The 16,891-nt window shown below is 61.3% G+C and carries 19 protein-coding genes; 12 read left to right on the forward strand and 7 right to left on the reverse strand.

Going from position 1 to position 16,891, the window contains the following annotated elements:
* The first annotated feature begins 35 nt into the window (after positions 1 to 35).
* The 6 genes from MOV63_RS20960 to deoA all read left to right on the forward strand — a co-directional run bounded on the left by MOV63_RS20960 (position 36) and on the right by deoA (position 5,609).
* A complete protein-coding gene (locus MOV63_RS20960; protein WP_038548138.1) occupies positions 36 to 1,139 on the forward strand; it encodes an ABC transporter permease in 1,104 nt (367 codons plus the stop codon).
* Positions 1,140 to 1,143: 4 nt separating this feature from the next.
* Positions 1,144 to 2,115: an ABC transporter permease gene (locus tag MOV63_RS20965; RefSeq protein ID WP_038548141.1), complete on the forward strand. Its 972-nt coding sequence runs from the start codon at positions 1,144 to 1,146 to the stop codon at positions 2,113 to 2,115.
* A gap of 3 nt (positions 2,116 to 2,118) precedes the next feature.
* Positions 2,119 to 2,511, forward strand: coding sequence for a cytidine deaminase (locus MOV63_RS20970; RefSeq protein WP_247036474.1), 393 nt, complete (start codon positions 2,119 to 2,121; stop codon positions 2,509 to 2,511).
* A gap of 10 nt (positions 2,512 to 2,521) precedes the next feature.
* Positions 2,522 to 3,310: a purine-nucleoside phosphorylase gene (locus tag MOV63_RS20975; protein WP_247036476.1), complete on the forward strand. Its 789-nt coding sequence runs from the start codon at positions 2,522 to 2,524 to the stop codon at positions 3,308 to 3,310.
* Positions 3,311 to 3,523: 213 nt separating this feature from the next.
* Entirely contained in the window at positions 3,524 to 4,294 is a 771-nt protein-coding gene (gene deoC / locus MOV63_RS20980) for a deoxyribose-phosphate aldolase (RefSeq protein WP_247036478.1), read from the forward strand.
* A 4-nt stretch (positions 4,295 to 4,298) separates the two neighbouring features.
* Entirely contained in the window at positions 4,299 to 5,609 is a 1,311-nt protein-coding gene (deoA, locus tag MOV63_RS20985) for a thymidine phosphorylase (protein WP_247036480.1), read from the forward strand.
* Here deoA and MOV63_RS20990 read toward each other — a convergent pair whose 3' ends face one another.
* The 7 genes from MOV63_RS20990 to MOV63_RS21020 form a co-directional block, all read right to left on the reverse strand.
* Positions 5,610 to 6,125, reverse strand: a complete 516-nt coding sequence (locus MOV63_RS20990) for a TIGR02281 family clan AA aspartic protease (RefSeq protein ID WP_247036482.1) — start codon at positions 6,123 to 6,125, stop codon at positions 5,610 to 5,612. It abuts the gene before it with no gap.
* 124 nt (positions 6,126 to 6,249) lie between these two features.
* Positions 6,250 to 6,879, reverse strand: coding sequence for a uracil phosphoribosyltransferase (gene upp / locus MOV63_RS20995; protein WP_038592343.1), 630 nt, complete (start codon positions 6,877 to 6,879; stop codon positions 6,250 to 6,252).
* A 61-nt stretch (positions 6,880 to 6,940) separates the two neighbouring features.
* Complete coding sequence (locus tag MOV63_RS21000) at positions 6,941 to 7,957, reverse strand: adenosine deaminase (protein WP_247036484.1); 1,017 nt, start codon at positions 7,955 to 7,957, stop codon at positions 6,941 to 6,943.
* Positions 7,954 to 9,174 (reverse strand): phosphopentomutase, encoded by a 1,221-nt coding sequence (locus MOV63_RS21005; protein ID WP_247036486.1) that lies wholly within the window; start codon positions 9,172 to 9,174, stop codon positions 7,954 to 7,956. Before MOV63_RS21005 ends, MOV63_RS21000 begins: the two co-directional genes overlap by 4 nt.
* Positions 9,175 to 9,286: 112 nt before the next feature.
* A complete protein-coding gene (locus tag MOV63_RS21010; RefSeq protein ID WP_247036489.1) occupies positions 9,287 to 9,880 on the reverse strand; it encodes a TadE/TadG family type IV pilus assembly protein in 594 nt (197 codons plus the stop codon).
* Positions 9,880 to 10,515 carry a TadE/TadG family type IV pilus assembly protein gene (locus MOV63_RS21015; protein ID WP_247036490.1) on the reverse strand — a complete coding sequence of 212 codons (636 nt, stop codon included), beginning with the start codon at positions 10,513 to 10,515 and terminating at the stop codon, positions 9,880 to 9,882. Before MOV63_RS21015 ends, MOV63_RS21010 begins: the two co-directional genes overlap by 1 nt.
* Before the next feature lie 100 nt (positions 10,516 to 10,615).
* Entirely contained in the window at positions 10,616 to 11,008 is a 393-nt protein-coding gene (locus MOV63_RS21020; protein WP_405029360.1) for a pilus assembly protein N-terminal domain-containing protein, read from the reverse strand.
* Positions 11,009 to 11,427: 419 nt separating this feature from the next.
* Here MOV63_RS21020 and MOV63_RS21025 point away from each other — a divergent pair, with 419 nt between their 5' ends.
* From MOV63_RS21025 to MOV63_RS21050, 6 genes are all read left to right on the forward strand, one after another.
* Positions 11,428 to 11,613, forward strand: coding sequence for a Flp family type IVb pilin (locus MOV63_RS21025; RefSeq protein ID WP_247036491.1), 186 nt, complete (start codon positions 11,428 to 11,430; stop codon positions 11,611 to 11,613).
* Between the two features lie 129 nt (positions 11,614 to 11,742).
* Positions 11,743 to 12,255, forward strand: a complete 513-nt coding sequence (locus MOV63_RS21030) for a prepilin peptidase (protein ID WP_247036500.1) — start codon at positions 11,743 to 11,745, stop codon at positions 12,253 to 12,255.
* A 114-nt stretch (positions 12,256 to 12,369) separates the two neighbouring features.
* Positions 12,370 to 13,182 carry a Flp pilus assembly protein CpaB gene (gene cpaB, locus MOV63_RS21035; RefSeq protein ID WP_038549949.1) on the forward strand — a complete coding sequence of 271 codons (813 nt, stop codon included), beginning with the start codon at positions 12,370 to 12,372 and terminating at the stop codon, positions 13,180 to 13,182.
* A gap of 13 nt (positions 13,183 to 13,195) precedes the next feature.
* Positions 13,196 to 14,737 (forward strand): type II and III secretion system protein family protein, encoded by a 1,542-nt coding sequence (locus MOV63_RS21040; protein WP_038548173.1) that lies wholly within the window; start codon positions 13,196 to 13,198, stop codon positions 14,735 to 14,737.
* Positions 14,738 to 14,788: 51 nt separating this feature from the next.
* On the forward strand, positions 14,789 to 15,469 hold the full coding sequence (locus MOV63_RS21045) for a CpaD family pilus assembly protein (protein WP_247036493.1): 681 nt from the start codon (positions 14,789 to 14,791) through the stop codon (positions 15,467 to 15,469).
* A gap of 21 nt (positions 15,470 to 15,490) precedes the next feature.
* Positions 15,491 to 16,786, forward strand: a complete 1,296-nt coding sequence (locus tag MOV63_RS21050) for a CpaE family protein (RefSeq protein ID WP_247036496.1) — start codon at positions 15,491 to 15,493, stop codon at positions 16,784 to 16,786.
* Positions 16,787 to 16,891: the final 105 nt, after the last annotated feature.

Consider the following 16,891-nt stretch of genomic DNA (forward strand, 5'->3'; position numbering starts at 1 on the left):
CTTTCGGCGGCAGCACGGCGGACGAGGGCAGGGGCATGACCACCGCATCCGTTCCGCTTCCCGCCTGGATCAATTACGGCCTCATCCCGCTGCTCAACCTCATCCTGGCTTTCTTCTTTTCCGGTCTGGTCGTCTGGGCGATCGGCGAAAGCCCGTTCGAGGCGCTGCAATTGCTGTTGATAGGCGCGCTCGGCCGCGGCGAAGGCATCGGTTTCACCCTGTTTTATACGACGAGCTTCATCTTTACCGGCCTGTCGGTGGCAGTCGCGATCCATGCCGGCCTGTTCAATATCGGCTCGGAGGGTCAGGCCTATCTCGGCGGCCTGGGTGCGGCGCTCGTGGCGCTGGCCATGGACCATTACGTGCCCTGGTATGTAACGATGCCGTTTGCAGTGATCGGCGCCGCCCTGTTCGGTGCAGCCTGCGCCGCCATTCCTGCCTGGCTGCAGGCCAAGCGTGGTAGCCACATCGTCATCACCACCATCATGTTCAACTTCATCGTCTCATCGCTGATGAACTACATGCTGGTGCGCGTGCTGATCGTTCCCGGCAAGATGGCGCCCGAAACTCGCACCTTCTTGCCCGGCGGCCAACTCCCCAAGCTCGACTGGCTGATCGCCATGTTCGGCGGCAAGCTCGGCGCGGCACCGCTCAACTTCTCTTTCCTGATCGCGTTGATCATGTGCTTCCTGGTCTGGGTGCTGATCTGGCGCACCAAGCTCGGTTACGAGATGCGTACGCTCGGTATCAGTCCGACGGCTGCGAGTTATGCGGGCATCCGCTATTCGAAGATCGTCATGATCACCATGCTGATCTCCGGCGGCCTGGCCGGCATGATGGCACTCAATCCGGTCATGGGCGCTTCCGCCCGCCTGCAGATCGAATTCGTCGGCGGTGCCGGCTTTGTCGGCATCGCTGTGTCGCTGATGGGCCGCAATCATCCGGCCGGCATCATCCTGGCGGCATTGCTGTTCGGCATCCTCTACCAGGGCGGCGCCGAACTCTCCTTCGACATGCCGAGCATCACCCGTGACATGATCGTCGTCATCCAGGGCATGGTCATCCTGTTTGCCGGAGCCCTGGAATATATGCTCCGCCCGGCCATCGTCCGGTTCTACCAGCAGCTCACCGGGAAATAGGCTCATGGATTATTTCGATATTTTCATCAGCATTCTCGGTTCGGCGATCCGCCTTTCGATCCCGCTTCTGTTCACGGCGCTTGCCGGACTGTTTTCGGAGCGCGCCGGCATTTTCGACATCGGTCTCGAAGGCAAGATGCTGGCCTCGGCCTTCGCAGCCGCCTGCGTCGCGTACTGGACCGGCAATGCCTGGTTAGGCCTGCTCGGCGGCATCGGCGTGTCGATCGTATTTTCCTTCGTGCACGGCTTTGCCTCGATCACCAATCGCGGCAACCAGATCGTCTCCGGCGTGGCGCTGAATTTCGTCGCCGCCGGTCTGACAATCGTGCTCGGCCAGGCCTGGTTCAGGCAGGGCGGGCGCACCGGCCAGGTGCCGCCCGAGGGCCGTTTCTCGTCCATCGTCCTGCCGGGCGCCGACATGATGCGCGACGTGCCGATCATCGGCCCGCTTTATGCACACGTGATCTCCGGCAACAACATCCTCACCTACATCGCTTTCCTGATGGTGCCGATTTCCTGGTGGGTTCTCTACCGCACCCGTTTCGGCCTGCGCCTGCGCGCTGTCGGCGAAAATCCGGGCGCGGTCGATACCGCCGGCATTTCGGTTGCCTGGATGCGCTATCGGTCTCTGATCGTCGCCGGGTTCCTCTGCGGTTTCGCAGGCACTTACCTGTCGATCGCCCAGTCGGCCGCCTTCATCAACAACATGTCGGCCGGCAAGGGTTATATCGCGCTTGCAGCACTGATCTTCGCCAAATGGAAACCGGTGCCGGTCATGCTCGCCTGCCTGCTCTTCGGGTTCCTCGATGCGTTCGCCAATTTCATGCAGGGCAAGTCGCTGCCGCTGATCGGCGAAGTGCCGGTACAGATCTTCCAGGCGCTGCCCTATATCCTCACCTGCGTTTTGCTGGCCGGGTTCATCGGCACCGCCCGTCCGCCCAAGGCCGGCGGCGTGCCCTATACCAAGGAGCGTTGATAGATGTCTCATGACCTTTTCGAAGCCGCCCGCGGTGCGATGGCCAAGGCTCACGCCCCCTATTCGAAATTTCCGGTGGGCGTGGCGCTCCGTGCCGATGACGGCAAAGTCTATCTCGGCGCCAACATCGAGAACATCTCCTTTCCTCAAGGGTGGTGCGCCGAGCCGACGGCGATCGGCGCGATGATCATGGGCGGGGGTAAGAAGATCGTCGAACTGGCAGTGCTTGCCGAAAAGCTGGCGCTCTGCTCGCCCTGCGGTGGCTGCCGGCAGAAAATCGCGGAATTTGCCTCCGCCGATACGCGCATTTATCTCTGCGACGATCTCGGCGTGCAGAAGACCGTCACCATGGCGGAACTCCTGCCTTTTGCTTTCGAAACCGACGTGATCGGCTGAGGCGGTGGAGATGAGGAAAGTCATCGATCTGCTCGTCGAGCGCCTGAACGGCCTGGTGCCGCGCCATGCGATCGTACTCGGCTCAGGCCTCGGTTCACTGGTGAACCAGGTGACGGAGGCTGTCCGTGTGCCTTATGGCGCGCTGGAGGGTTTCCCGGTGAGCGGCGTCACCGGCCATGCGGGCGAGATCGTCGCGGGTTATCTCGGAGCCGAGCCGGTCATCATGCTTTCCGGGCGGGCGCATTATTACGAACATGGCGACGCCAAGGTGATGCGCTTTCCGATCGAGGTGATAAAGGGCCTCGGCGTCCAGTCGCTGATCCTCACGAACTCGGCAGGCTCCCTGAGGGAGGATATGCCGCCGGGCTCGGTGATGCAGATTTCCGACCATATCAATTATTCCGGCATGAATCCGCTGATCGGCGAAGAAGGCGACGGGCGTTTTGTGGGCATGACCACTGCTTATGATGCCGACCTCGCGCTCGACATGCGCAATGCGGCGATCCGTTGCGGCGTCCCGCTGTTTTCCGGGGTCTACATGTGGTTCTCCGGACCGAGCTTCGAGACGCCTGCGGAAATCCGCATGGCGCGCACGCTTGGCGCCGATGCGGTCGGCATGTCGACGGTGCCGGAAGTCATCCTCGCGCGTTATTTCGGGCTCAAGGTCGCGGCGGCCTCGGTCATCACAAATTTCGGCGCCGGCATGACCGGGGCGGAGCTCAGCCACGCGGAAACCAAGGACATGGCGCCCGTCGGCGGGCAGCGCCTGGCGGCCATTCTGAAAGAAATGTTGGCCTGATTACACGATGTATTTCAAGCGGATAAGTCCCGTGTGGGCGCGTGCCCCTCTGGTGTGGCTTGCATCTAATCGTTTGAACGATAAATATGGGCGAGCCGCATGACCCAGAAATCGAGCAGATTTTGACCGGACCTGCGTCGCCTTTGAATTTACTGCGTCAGTATCGGACCGATAGGCGCGCGGCGCAGTAAGCAAGCCGGGGAGGCACTCGACATGGAACTCCTGAGCCCGCGTGAGGCGGCAGCCTTTGCGCTCTCGCTTCTCGATCTGACGAACCTGCGCGACGATTGCGATTACGCCGCGATCGAGAAACTGTGCCAGCGTGCCCAGACGCCTTATGGCAACACGGCTGCGATCTGCATCTGGCCGCGTTTCGTCGCCCATGCGCGCCAGATCTTGGGGTCCGAACATCCGGTCCGCATCGCTACGGTCGTGAATTTCCCTTCCGGCGAGCTGGATGTCGCGACCGTCGTCTGGGAGACGCGCAAAGCGATCGAAGACGGCGCCGACGAGATCGATATGGTCATTCCCTATCGCAAGCTGCTCGCCGGCGATGAGGCGGCGGTGACCGAAATGGTCGAGGCCGTCCGCGCCGCCTGCCCGAATGCCTGCCTGAAGGTGATCCTCGAGACGGGCGAGCTGAAGGATAGCGCTCTGATCCGCCGCGCTTCCGACCTGGCGATCGCTGCCGGCGCCGATTTCATCAAGACGTCGACTGGCAAGGTCGCCGTCAACGCGACGCTCGAAGCAGCCGACATCATGCTGCAGGCGATCCGGGATTCGAAGAAGCGCGTCGGCTTCAAGCCTGCCGGCGGGATCTCGACGGTTGCGGACGCCGATCTCTACTTCCGGCTTGCCGAAACGATCATGGCCCCCAACTGGATCATGCCCTCCACCTTCCGTTTCGGCGCATCGAGCTTGCTCGATGATATTCTCGGCGTGTTGAGCGGCAGCACCACCGTCCGCGCGTCGAGCGGCTACTGACACGATGATCCCGCAGGAAATCATCCGTCGCAAACGCGACGGAAAGGTTCTCACCGGCGATGAGATCGCAGCCTTCATTGCTGCCCTGACAAAAGAGGAAATCTCCGAAGGCCAGGCAGCTGCCTTTGCCATGGCTGTCTTCTTTCGGGGCATGTCCCGCAATGAGACGGTGGCGTTGACGCTTGCCATGCGTGATTCCGGGACTGTCCTGAACTGGGACGCTCTTGACCGGCCGGTGGCGGACAAGCACTCGACCGGCGGCGTCGGCGACAATGTCTCGCTGATGCTCGCGCCGATCGTGGCGGCCTGCGGCCTTGCAGTCCCGATGATTTCCGGCCGTGGCCTTGGTCACACCGGCGGCACGCTCGACAAGCTGCAGTCAATCCCGGGTTACAGCGTCATGCCGGACGAGGTTCTGTTCCGCAAGGTCGTAGGCGAAGTGGGCTGTGCCATTATCGGACAGACGAGCGATCTCGCCCCCGCCGACCGCCGGCTCTACGGCATCCGCGACGTGACAGCGACCGTCGAATCCGTGCCGCTGATTACAGCCTCCATCCTCTCCAAGAAACTCGCGGCCGGTCTCGGCAGCCTTGTGCTCGACGTCAAGGTCGGCAACGGCGCCTTCATGGAAAGCCCGCAGCAAGCAGAAGCGTTGGCCCGCTCTCTGGTCGAAGTGGCGAATGGGGCGGGCGTCAAGACCGCAGCACTTCTGACCGATATGAACCAGCCGCTGGCAGACGCGGCGGGCAATGCGCTCGAAATCGTCAACTGTCTCGATTTCTTGGCGGGCCTGAAGGCCGGTACCCGGCTCGAGGCCGTCGTTTTGGCTGAGGCCGCGGAAATGCTGGTCCAGGCCGGCGTGGCCAGCAATCTGGCCGAGGCCGAGGAGAGAGCGCGGCTGGGTCTGAGCTCCGGCGAAGCGATGGAGCGGTTTGCCCGCATGGTCCATGCACTCGGCGGTCCCGCGGATTTCTGCGAGCGTCCGGATTCCTATCTTGAACGTGCGCCGGTGCGGCTGCGCGTGCCGGCGCCGCGCGATGGGTATCTCGCAGCCTGCGAGACCCGGGCCATCGGCCTGGCCGTCGTCGAACTCGGTGGAGGCCGCAAGCGGGCTGCGGATCCGATCGATCATCGCGTCGGCATCAACGAGCTTCTGCCGCTCGGTCGCCAAGTCTCGGAAGGCGAGCCGATCGCCATGGTGCATGCCAGGACAAAAGAGGATGCCGAGCGGATCGCTGAGGATATTGCGCGCTTCTATACGATCTCAGACGCCCCGGTCGCAGCCGCGTCGGTCATCTTGAAACGTATCGGCTGATCACTGGATCAGCTTCAAGTTGCCGCCTTCCACCTGGAAGGATTTCAGTTTCTTCAGGAAGCTCATGCCGATCAGCGTGCCGGCAAGCGCCTTGTCGCGCAGCACGAAGGTATCGACGTCCTTGACGCGCACGCCGCCGATCTCGATGCGGTCGAGGACCACATGCGCCGCCTCGGTTCCGCCATTGGCGGTGTTGACCGTGTAGCGGAAATCCAGGCCGTTGGCGCTGTAGCCCAGCTTGCGCGCCGTGCTTTCGTTGATCGCCACCAGCGACGCACCGGTATCGACGAGGCCGTCGACGGATTTGCCGTTCATCCGGAACGTGCCGTTGAAGTGACCTCGGCCATCGGCTTCCAGGGTCACGCTGCCGGGTGTCACCGAAACAGGCGTGGCCTTTGCCGGCGCTTCGGCCGCAGCCATTGCCTCCGGCGCATGATCTGCACGCTGGATCAGCGCTGGGATCTGTGTCGCCAGCAGCGCCGTAACGGCTGCAAAAATGACGGTGCGCAGGAGCATGAACAATCCTCTCGGCATGAACCGGATATCCGCTTCCTGCATAACCGACAATTCATAAGAAAACGGCCCGCGAAATCCCCGCAGGCCGTTCATTTAAAAGCTTGGTAAGCGAATTCTAAATTACTTACTTGGTGCCGTACATCCGGTCGCCGGCGTCACCGAGGCCGGGCACGATATAGCCCTTCTCATTGAGGTGGCTGTCGATCGAGGCCGTGTAGATCTTCACATCCGGATGCGCCGCGCGGAAGTTGGCGATGCCCTCGGGGGCTGCAAGCAGGCAAAGGAAGCGGATATTGTGGGCGCCGCGTTCCTTGAGCTTGTCCACGGCAGCGATCGAGGAATTGCCGGTCGCCAGCATCGGATCGACGACGATGATCAGCCGCTCGGCAATGTCTTCCGGCGCCTTGAAGTAATATTCGACCGGCTGCAGCGTCTCGTGGTCGCGGTAGACGCCGATATGCGCGACGCGGGCCGAAGGCACAAGTTCGAGCATGCCTTCGAGAAGCCCGTTGCCGGCGCGCAGGATCGAGGCAAAAACCAGCTTCTTGCCTTCGACGATCGGCGCCTGCATTTCGACGAGCGGGGTCTCGATCGTTTCCATGGTCAGTTCGAGGTCGCGGGTCACCTCGTAGCAGAGCAGCATCGAGATTTCCCGGAGCAGCCGTCGGAAGCCCGCCGTCGAGGTTTCCTTCTTGCGCATGATCGTCAGCTTGTGCTGCACCAGCGGATGATCGATGACAGTGACGCCGTCCATGAGCTTCCCCTTCTTGTTTGCCTGTCTCTTCTTTCAGGAAAAAGGCCGGTTCCGCAACCCATCAGGCGCGTATGGCCGCCTCATCCCCAGCCTCTGACCCGCTCTGGGCGTCGAACCGGGCGATCAGTTTTGCCCTTGTCGCGTCGTCCACGAAGGCAGCCTCGATCGCCGTGCGCGTCATCTCATCGATCTCGCCGTCCGACATCCCCATCACCGCCGACGCGATCTCGTATTCGCGGGCGAGCGAGGTGTGGAAGAACGGCGGGTCGTCGGAATTGATGCAGACCCGCACCCCCGCGGCCTTGAGGCGCTTCAGCGGGTGGCTGTCGAAATCCGGAAACACCTTCAGCGCGATGTTCGAGCCGGGGCAGACTTCGAGCACGGTGCCAAGCTCGACAAGCCGTTCCACCAGCGCCGGATCCTCGATTGCGCGCACGCCATGGCCAATCCGCGAGGGCTTTACCAGATCGAGCGCATCGGCGACGCTGAAGGCACCGCAGACCTCACCGGCATGGATGGTCAGACCCAATCCGGCATCGCGGGCGATATCGAAGGCACGAGCATAGTCGGCGACGCGGCCCATGCGTTCCTCGCCGGCCATGTTGAAACCGGTCACCAGCGGGTTTTTCGCGCGTGCCGCATATTCCGCGGCCGAGATCACCCGGTCCGGGCCGAAATGCCGCTCGCCCGTGACGATGATCCGCGCCTCGATGCCGGTCTTTTCGCGGGCTGCGTGGATGCCGTCGCAGATGCCGGCGAGATAGGCATCCGCTCCGAGCCCGATCCGGTCTCCATGATCGGGCGAGACGATGATCTCGCTGTAGATCGTGCTGGCGGCGGCAAGTTCCAGAAGATAGGTCTCGGTCAGCAGCGCATAGTCGTCGGCGGTTTTGAAGAGCGCGGCGACAGCATCGTAGCAGACGAGGAATTCTGAGAAATCCGACCAGACATAAGCGCCGTCGCGCAGCACCTTGCTGGCATCGACGCCGTATTTCCTGGCCTGGGCTGCAGCCAGTGCCGGGGGCGTGGCGCCCTCGATATGGCAGTGGATCTCGGCCTTGAGGAGGTGTCTGGTCAAAGGAAGCTCCATCCGTTGGGCCCAGGCGGGATCGATAGATGGGCAGCGATTGTTTCGGCAATATCCGCGTAGGTTGATCTGATCCCGATCGAGCGAGAGCGGATACCCGGCCCGAACGCCATGACCGGCACCCGCTCGCGGGTATGGTCGGTGCCGCGCCAGGTCGGATCGCAGCCGTGGTCTGCGGTGAGGATGACGAGATCCCCCGGTTTCAGCCGCCGGTGGACATCCGGCAGCGCGCGGTCGAAGGCTTCGAGCGCCGCGGCATAACCCGGCACGTCACGGCGATGGCCGTAGAGCATGTCGAAATCGACGAAATTGGTGAAGACCAGATCACCGACGGTCGCCTCGTCCATCGCAGCAAGCGTCGCTTCCATCAGCGCCGCATTGCCGTCCGCCTTGATGACGCGCGACACGCCCTGGTGCGCAAAGATGTCGCCGATCTTGCCGATGGCATGTACCGACCGGCCGCCCCGGATCAGCCGGTCGAGCAATGTCGGCTCGGGCGGCGGCACGGAGAAGTCGCGGCGATTGCCGGTTCGCTGGAACGTGGCCGCCGTTTCGCCGACAAAAGGCCGGGCGATCACCCGGCCGATATTCATCGGATCGACCAGCACCCGTACGGTTTCGCAGAGCTTGAGCAGTCGGTCGAGGCCGAAATGGGTTTCGTGGGCGGCAATCTGGAAGACGGAGTCGGTTGATGTGTAGCAGATCGGCCTTCCGGTGTGGATATGCTCTTCCCCAAGCCGGGCGATGATTTCGGTGCCGGATGCGTGGCAATTGCCGAGAATGCCCGAAATGCCGCCTTCACGGCAGATGGCGTCCACCAGTTCGGGAGAGAAGGCCTCGCCTTCGGTCGGGAAATAACCCCAATCGAACATAACCGGCGTGCCGGCGATTTCCCAATGGCCGGATGGCGTATCCTTGCCACGGGAAATTTCGTTGGCTGCGCCGTACAGGCCGAAGATCCGCTCCGGCATCGGCATGCCGACGGGATAGTCGCCGCCGGCGAGCTTTGCGATTTCCAGAAGACCGAGCGATGACATGTTCGGCAGATGCAGCGGGCCTTCCCTCAGACCCGCGCGGTCGCCGACGCCTGCGGCGCAGAACTGCGCGATATGCCCGAGCGTATTGGAGCCGAGATCGCCATACTCGTCTGCATCGGGGGCACCGCCCACGCCGAAGGAATCAAGAACGAACAGGAACGCACGCGCCATCGGTCACCCGGAAGTTTGAATATCGCCCGGCCGACGGTCTGGCTGCCGGCTCGAATCGGGATTCATATAGCCGTGCGGATGTATTAGCAAAGGGCATGACGTCCGATGCGCGTCAGCAATTGGTGCAGGCGACGTTGTTCCCGAGGCGCTGGCGGTAGAAATACTCCCGCGCGATGGTGATGTTCTGAACCTCGCTTGGCAAAAGGCCGGGCATGAACATCAACAGTTCGTGGTGGACCGAAACTTCCGCCCGGACGAGGAAGGAATTGGCTATATGCATGTCGGGCGGCACCGGGACCGCAGAACCGACCACATAGGGCCTGCCGTTATCCTGGTTCCACGACCAGGCAACGGTTGGACTGCCATTGGCATCGAGCGTCACCCCCGTGATCTTGATGCTGAGCGTGTTGGGCGTATAGGGGGCGAAAAGACTGGCGGTGACATCTTTCATCGTCGTGAGCATCGTCTTGTCGACACTCGTTTCCCGGGTCACGAGATCGGCGATGGTGCTGGCGCTGCGCGTCACCCGCTTGGAGACGCTGAGGCCGATGGTGATCTCGAAGGACGTGATATAGAGGCTGAGAAGCAGCGGTGCGATCAGCGCAAACTCGACTGCGCCGACGCCACGCCTGTCGGTTAAGAACTGCCTGATGCGGGTCAACAGGCCCGGATATCGCAACTGCGGCTGGGGTTTTTGCTCTTCCATCACGGATAGTCCTCGGCTCGGAAGGCGGATGTCTCGACGATCAGGAAATAGTTCGGCCGTCCGCCGTCCGCGGGCCGGACATTGGTGATGTAAGGCCGGATCAGATCGGTGATGACGTCCCAGCGGTAATAGGCGCGCAGCATGTTGATGCTTTTGGCGGGCCCCGGCGCATAGGCGAAGGAAGACGTATCGAGATCCCCGAAAGCGCCGCCGGTACGCGGGATCGTCGTCGGAATCAATGCGAAGCTCGCGAACGAACGGACGTCGAGCAGAAGTTTGTCCGGCGTCGTAATTTCTGCGTCGCTGCAGGTGATCATGATCGATATTTCGGCGCAGAAAGCGCGCCGGAAATCCGTTTCGTTTTTGTAGGTAGTGCGGCCGAGCTGGTAGGTGATGTTGCCGGTCCTGAGCTTGCGCGCCATCGTGTCGACGGCATTGGCGACAAGCTGTTCTCCGGTATAGGCTATGAAGGTTTCGACAATCGCAAAAACGATCAGGAAATAGGGAATTGCCAGCAGCGCGAATTCGATCGCCGCTGCTCCGTCTTTCGAGCGGATGATCCGCCGCCATGCACCGCGCCTACCCTTTACAGGTACGGGCGCATCGCTTTTGGTATCGTCATGATCCTGGCACATGGTTCCCGCCCGACAGCCCGGTTTGAGCACGCCGATCCTAGGGTTCGATTATTGAGATTCCGTTGCCGCAATCGTCTGCAGTTTAACCACCTGTCCCCGATCAGGGCGAAGCGGTGTTCTTGAACTCGGCGTGCTGCTCGCAATTGGGTGTGCAGGAGAGGATGGAACGTTCCGTTTGCCGGAAGACGCGCACCGTGTTGCCTTCGTCGATGGAAACGAGGATGCGTTCATCGGCAATCGCATTGCCCTGGGCATCGAGCAGCACCAGATTGGTCGTGCCGAAACTGCGGCCGGTGAGAACGATCGTAGTGGAGTCCGCGACGGTGGCATCGGCGACGTTGGAATTGCCAACGATGACCTTGCTGACCGGACGGTCGAGTTTCAGCACGCGCGCATGATTCATGAATACGCGCAGAAGATCCCCCTGATCCTGCGCAGTAACATGTCCTGCGCCAGCGAACACGCCACCGCAAATGGCGAGGAGTCGGACCATGACGCTACGGAACAGCATTGGGGGCAGCCTTTAGGGTGCGGTTGTTATCGGCCAAGAATGGATGTGATTGGTGTATGAAAGGTTAAGCGGCACAGGCGGCCGGGTTTGATCTCATCTTAACCATTGCCGAATGGCCGGGATCGCAGCCCATGGAGCAAGTATCAGCCTTCCCGCATGTAAATTAAAGCTCTGTAAAAAAATGTACATTAGTCAATTATGAGCGGTAGTGAACACATGGTCGAATGCGATCTTTTTTCTTTCCCCTTCGTTTACCACGCCACCGGCAATCCTCCATTAACGGGTCGGTAACGATGTTCCTTAAGCCGATGGCAATCGTCCCTCTGTAGATTGCAGTCATCCGAACAACGGAAACAGTTGTCGGGACGTGCTGAACAACAAATGTGGAGTAGGAGAGTTCCATGACCAAGATTTTCGCCCGTTTTATGAAAGATGAGTCTGGTGCGACCGCCATCGAGTATGGTCTCATCGCAGCTCTCATCTCCGTTGCTCTGATCGCTGGTGCAACGACCCTCGGCAATTCGCTGAGCACCACGTTCAATAGCATCTCTACTAAGATGACGACTGCAAGTACTGCACATCCGTAATAGGCCCGCTTCGGGTTATCTGCATGTGTCTCGTCGAGCCGCCTCGTTGGGCGGCTTTACGTGTTTTGACGCTCGAGCGGCCAATGGCCGAATGCCTGTAAAAACTGAGGTGGATACATGGTAAACGTGATAGCCGCAGTAGCGATTCTCGCCATCCTTCCTCTTGGCCTAGCGATATCTGCGATCAGCGACCTGTTTACGATGACGATCCCCAACCGTGTATCGGTTGGGCTTCTTGCGTGCTTTCTCATACTGGCGCCGTTTTCGGGTCTCGCATGGCCGGAGATCGGCATGAATCTGGTCGCCGGCCTTGCCGTGTTCGGCGCGTGTTTCGCGCTGTTTGCCTTCAATGTCATGGGCGGCGGCGATGCGAAGCTCCTGACCGCGACCGCCGTCTGGTTCGGCTTCAATCATTCGCTTCTCGTTTTCCTCGTCACCGTCGGTTATGTCGGCGGCGCGGTGACGCTTGCTTTCTTGCTCCTGCGCTCGCAGGCGGAGTCGGTCATGGCCATGGGCATCCCGCTCCCCTCATCCCTCGTCAACGCCAAGAAGATTCCTTACGGTATCGCCATCGCGATCGCTGGCTTCCTGACCCTCGAGCTTGCCCCGATCCATCTCCTGGCCGTGAAGGCGTTTCAATAAAGGTTTCCGCGATGGAAAGATCGCGTTAACCAGAATTGTAAGCGTCTCATTAACTATAATTACACCATTGGAGACCATTCTCCGGGGGAATTAGTGTTCCCTCAAGGAATGGCCATGAAGCCCACCCGTATCATTATTCTCGCGGTTGCCGTGGTGGCGGCGGGTCTCGCCGGCATGCTCGCCATGCGCCTTTCCGGCACCAAGGCACCCGAACTGGTGGAAACCGTCATCCAGAAGGAGCCGACGGTCAAGGTGCTCGTCTCGGCTGAGAACCTGCCCATCGGCAGCCGGCTGAACGATAAGTCGATGCAGTGGGCGTCCTGGCCCTCGAGCGGCGTCGTCGACGGCTTCATCACCGATTCCACACGGCCGAACGCGATGACCGAGCTTCAGGGCGTCGTGGTCCGCATGCCGATGTTCAAGGGCGAGCCGATGCGCGCCGAGAAGATTGCCGATTCATCCAGCCGCATCATGTCCTCGTTGCTTCCGTCAGGAAAACGGGCCGTCGCAACCGAGATTTCGGTGGCGACAGGCGCCGGCGGCTTCGTGCTGCCGAATGATCGCGTCGACATCATCATGGTGCGCGAGAACAAGGACAGCGGCAACTACATTACCGAAACCATCCTGAGCAACGTCCGCGTCCTCGCGATCGACCAGCAGGTCCAGGAAAGTGAAGACGGCAAGAAATCGGTGGTCGGCACGACGGCGACGCTGGAACTGACGCCGGATCAGGCAAAGGTCATCGCCGTCGCCCAGCAGATGGCCCAGCGGCTGACGCTCGCGCTGCGCTCGGTCGCGGACTCGCAGGAGGCCGACACGGTCGCCCCGGGCTATTTGCTGCATGGGGGCGATGGCAAGGCGGATATCCAGGTCATCAAATCGGGCGCGATCGTCAAGAGCACGGCGACGGCGGTGCAGGCGAAATGAACGGAGCGCTCAAGTGAACAGTCTGAAACACAAGATTCGTAGCTCGGCAGCGGCAGGCTTGGCTTTTTGCCTCGCCTTTTCCGGCATTTCGCTGAATATCGCCCCGATCAGCCTTGAACCTGCGCAAGCCCTGGCGGCCGAAAACAGCGTCGTCCGCATCACCGAAGGTGGCCCTGGCATACGTAAACGGCTGCAGCTCGGCCTCAACAAGGCCCTGGTCGTCGACCTGCCTTCCGACGCCCACGATATTCTGGTCGCCGACCCGAGCATGGCAGACGCGGTGACGCGCACCTCCCGCCGCATCTATCTGTTCGGCAAGACCGTTGGCCAGACCAATATCTTCGTCTTCGGGCCCAACGGCGAGGAAATCGTCAGCCTGGACGTGGCAATCGAACGCGACATTTCCGGTCTTGAGCAGAACCTTCGCCGGTTCCTGCCGGAATCGAACATCAAGGTCGAGATCATCTCGGACAACATCGTGCTGTCGGGAAGTGTGCGCACCCCCCAGGACTCGGCGCAGGCGGAAAAGCTCACCACCGCCTTCCTCAAGGGCGGTGAGGCGACCACCCGGAATATCACGGCTCAGGGCAATAACGGCGACGCGGACATCTTCGCGGAAAACCGACAGAAATCTCAGATCGTCAACCTCCTGACGATCGAGGGTGAAGACCAAGTCACGCTGAAGGTGACGGTTGCGGAAGTCAGCCGGCAGGTGTTGAAGCAGCTTGGTTTCAATGGCTCGGTGGCCGGTCCCAAGGGTTCGATTTCCTTTGCCAATCCCGCCAATCTGGGAAATGCCGTCGGCTTGGCTGCTCAAGGCGTCCTGTCCGGCAACATCGGCAATGTCGCTCTTTCGACTTACATGAACGCCATGGAACAGGCGGGCGTTATGCGCACGCTTGCCGAACCCAGCCTGACCGCCATTTCGGGCCAGCAGGCAAAATTCTACGTCGGCGGCGAATTCCGCCTGCCTGCCCAGCAGGAGGTCGACGGCCAGAAGGGGACCGTCACGCAGACGGTCAACACGGTCGATTATGGCATCGAACTGAACTTCAAGCCCGTCGTTCTGTCGCCGGGACGCATCAGCCTGGTGATCGAAACCAACGTGTCGGAGCCGACCTATGAAGGTTCTGCCGCGACCGGTAACGGTGCTTCGCTGCGGATCCCCGGCAATACCTACATGTCGATCCGCAAGCGCGAGGCTTCGACCACGGTCGAATTGCCCTCCGGGGGCTCCATCGTGATCGCTGGCCTGGTGCAGGACAACGTCCGACAGGCGATGTCCGGCCTGCCGGGCATTTCCAAGGTGCCGGTGTTCGGCACGCTCTTCCGCAGCAAGGATTTCGTCCGCAACGAAACCGAACTCGTGATCATCGCGACGCCTTATCTGGTCCGTCCCGTTGCGCGCAGCGAGATCGCTCGGCCGGACGACAACTTCAATCCGGAAAACGATGCGGCGACCTTCTTCCTGAACCGCGTCAACAAGATCTACGGCCGCAAGGAGCCCGTCGCGACGGGCCAATATCACGGCGCCGTCGGCTTTATCTACAAGTGAGCGGTCATGGACATTGAAACGCAGAAAATCTCCGCCGAAGGACAGGATGCCATGACCAAGGTTACAACCAGGTCCCGTCGCCGCCAGATTGCCGCAGCCTTCGCGCTCGCGGCATCCGGCATGCTCCTGTCGGCCTGCGGCAACAGCCAGCTCACCACCGGCGCCATCCCCGACGACTATCGCACCCGCCATCCGATCGTCCTGGCGGAAGGTCAGTCGGCGCTTGATATTCCGATCGCCTCGGGCGATGTCCGCCTGACCACCGGGATGCGCGATACGGTCAAGGGATTTGCGCAGAACTTCATGGCGTCGCCAGCCGGCGTAATGCAGATCCAGGTGCCGTACGGCTCGTATAATTCCGGTGCCGCGCAACATCTGGCGGGCGATATCCGCCGTGAACTGACGCGTTCCGGCATCAAGCCGCAGCGGATCCTGATGAGCAGCTATGCAGCCTCGCCGAACGGCGATGCCGCGCCGATCCGGCTTTCCTACGTGACGACCAAGGCGATGACCGGCCAGTGCGGTGAATGGCCGGCGGATCTGTCGGACAACACGTTCGGCAATAAGAACTGGTACAATTTCGGCTGCGCCAGCCAGAACAATCTTGCAGCTCAGGTCGCCAACCCCACGGACCTCATCGCCCCGCGCGCTATCACGCCGATCGACGCGGCGCAGCGCGCCAAGGTCATCAGCGATTATCGCGGGGAATCCAGTGGCACCACGACGCCGTAAGCCAGGGAACCGGAGAAAACAATGAGCGCGATCAACTACGAAATCCGCACTCCCGGCCAGGGTGAAGGGTCTGTCGAGGACGCCGATCGTCCCGGCGATTTCGACGCGCTGCGCCCGTTGCCGCGCATCTCCATTCATTCCTTCTGCGAAAGCGAAGCGATGCAGCGTACGATGGACCGCATGGCCCGTGATCGCCGCATGGCCAAGGTCAACCTGCGCGTGACCATCGGCGGCACCAGTGCCGCCGCCAACATGTTTTCGTCCACGCCGACCCCGAACCTCATCATTCTGGAAACCGACGCCGAGCCGAAGAACCTGCTGCATGAGCTCACGCCGCTTGCGGAAGTGTGCGACCCCTCGACCAGGGTCATCGTCGTTGGCCGTTACAACGATATTTCGCTCTATCGCGAGCTGATCCGCAACGGCATTTCTGAATATCTCGTCGGCCCGGTGCAAATGCCCGACATGCTGGCTTCGATCTCGGCGATTTTCGTGGATCCCGAAGCCGAGCCGCTCGGCAAGTCGATCGCCTTCATTGGTGCCAAGGGCGGCGTCGGTGCCTCGACCATTGCGCACAACTGCGCCTTCGGTATCTCGAATCTGTTCTCGACCGAGACCATCCTCGCCGATCTCGATCTTCCCTTCGGCACGGCCAATATCGATTTCGACCAGGATCCGGCCCAGGGCATCGCTGAAGCGGTCTTTGCGCCGGAACGCCTGGACGAGGTCTTCCTCGATCGCCTTCTGACCAAGTGTTCCGAGCATCTCTCGCTGCTGGCGGCTCCCTCGCTGCTCGATCGCGCCTATGATTTCGATCGCAACGCGTTCACGCCGATCATCGAGCTCCTGCAGCGCAGCGCACCGATGGCCGTTCTCGATGTTCCGCATGGCTGGACGGAATGGACGCGGGCGGTTCTGTCGGAGGTCGACGAGGTGGTGATCTGCGCGGTGCCGGATCTCGCCAACCTGCGCAACACCAAGAACATGATCGATGCCTTGAAGAAGCTTCGGCCGAACGACCGTGCGCCGCATCTGATCCTCAACCAGGTCGGCATGCCGAAGCGTCCGGAGATCGCTCCGAACGATTTCATTGAACCATTGGAGATCGAGCCGATCGCCATCCTGCCGTTCGACGTGCAGCTGTTCGGCAATGCCGCCAATAGCGGCCGCATGATTTCCGAAATCGACGCAAAATCGCCAGCCGCCGAAACCTTCTCGCAGATCGCCCACATCGTCACGGGTCGGGTCGCCATGAAGAAGGTGAAGAAGGGTGGGCTTGGCAAGATGCTCGGCATGCTCGGGCGCAAGAAGGCATAACACCAGGAAACCGGTATGTTTGGAAAACGCGGAAACGAGGGATTTGGGAAGAGCGGCAGCGTCGCGCCGCCGCCGGCTGCGCCAGCGCCTGCCTCGGCGCGGTCC

It is taken from the genome of Neorhizobium sp. SHOUNA12A (genome assembly GCF_023006505.1).
Lineage (GTDB): Bacteria > Pseudomonadota > Alphaproteobacteria > Rhizobiales > Rhizobiaceae > Neorhizobium.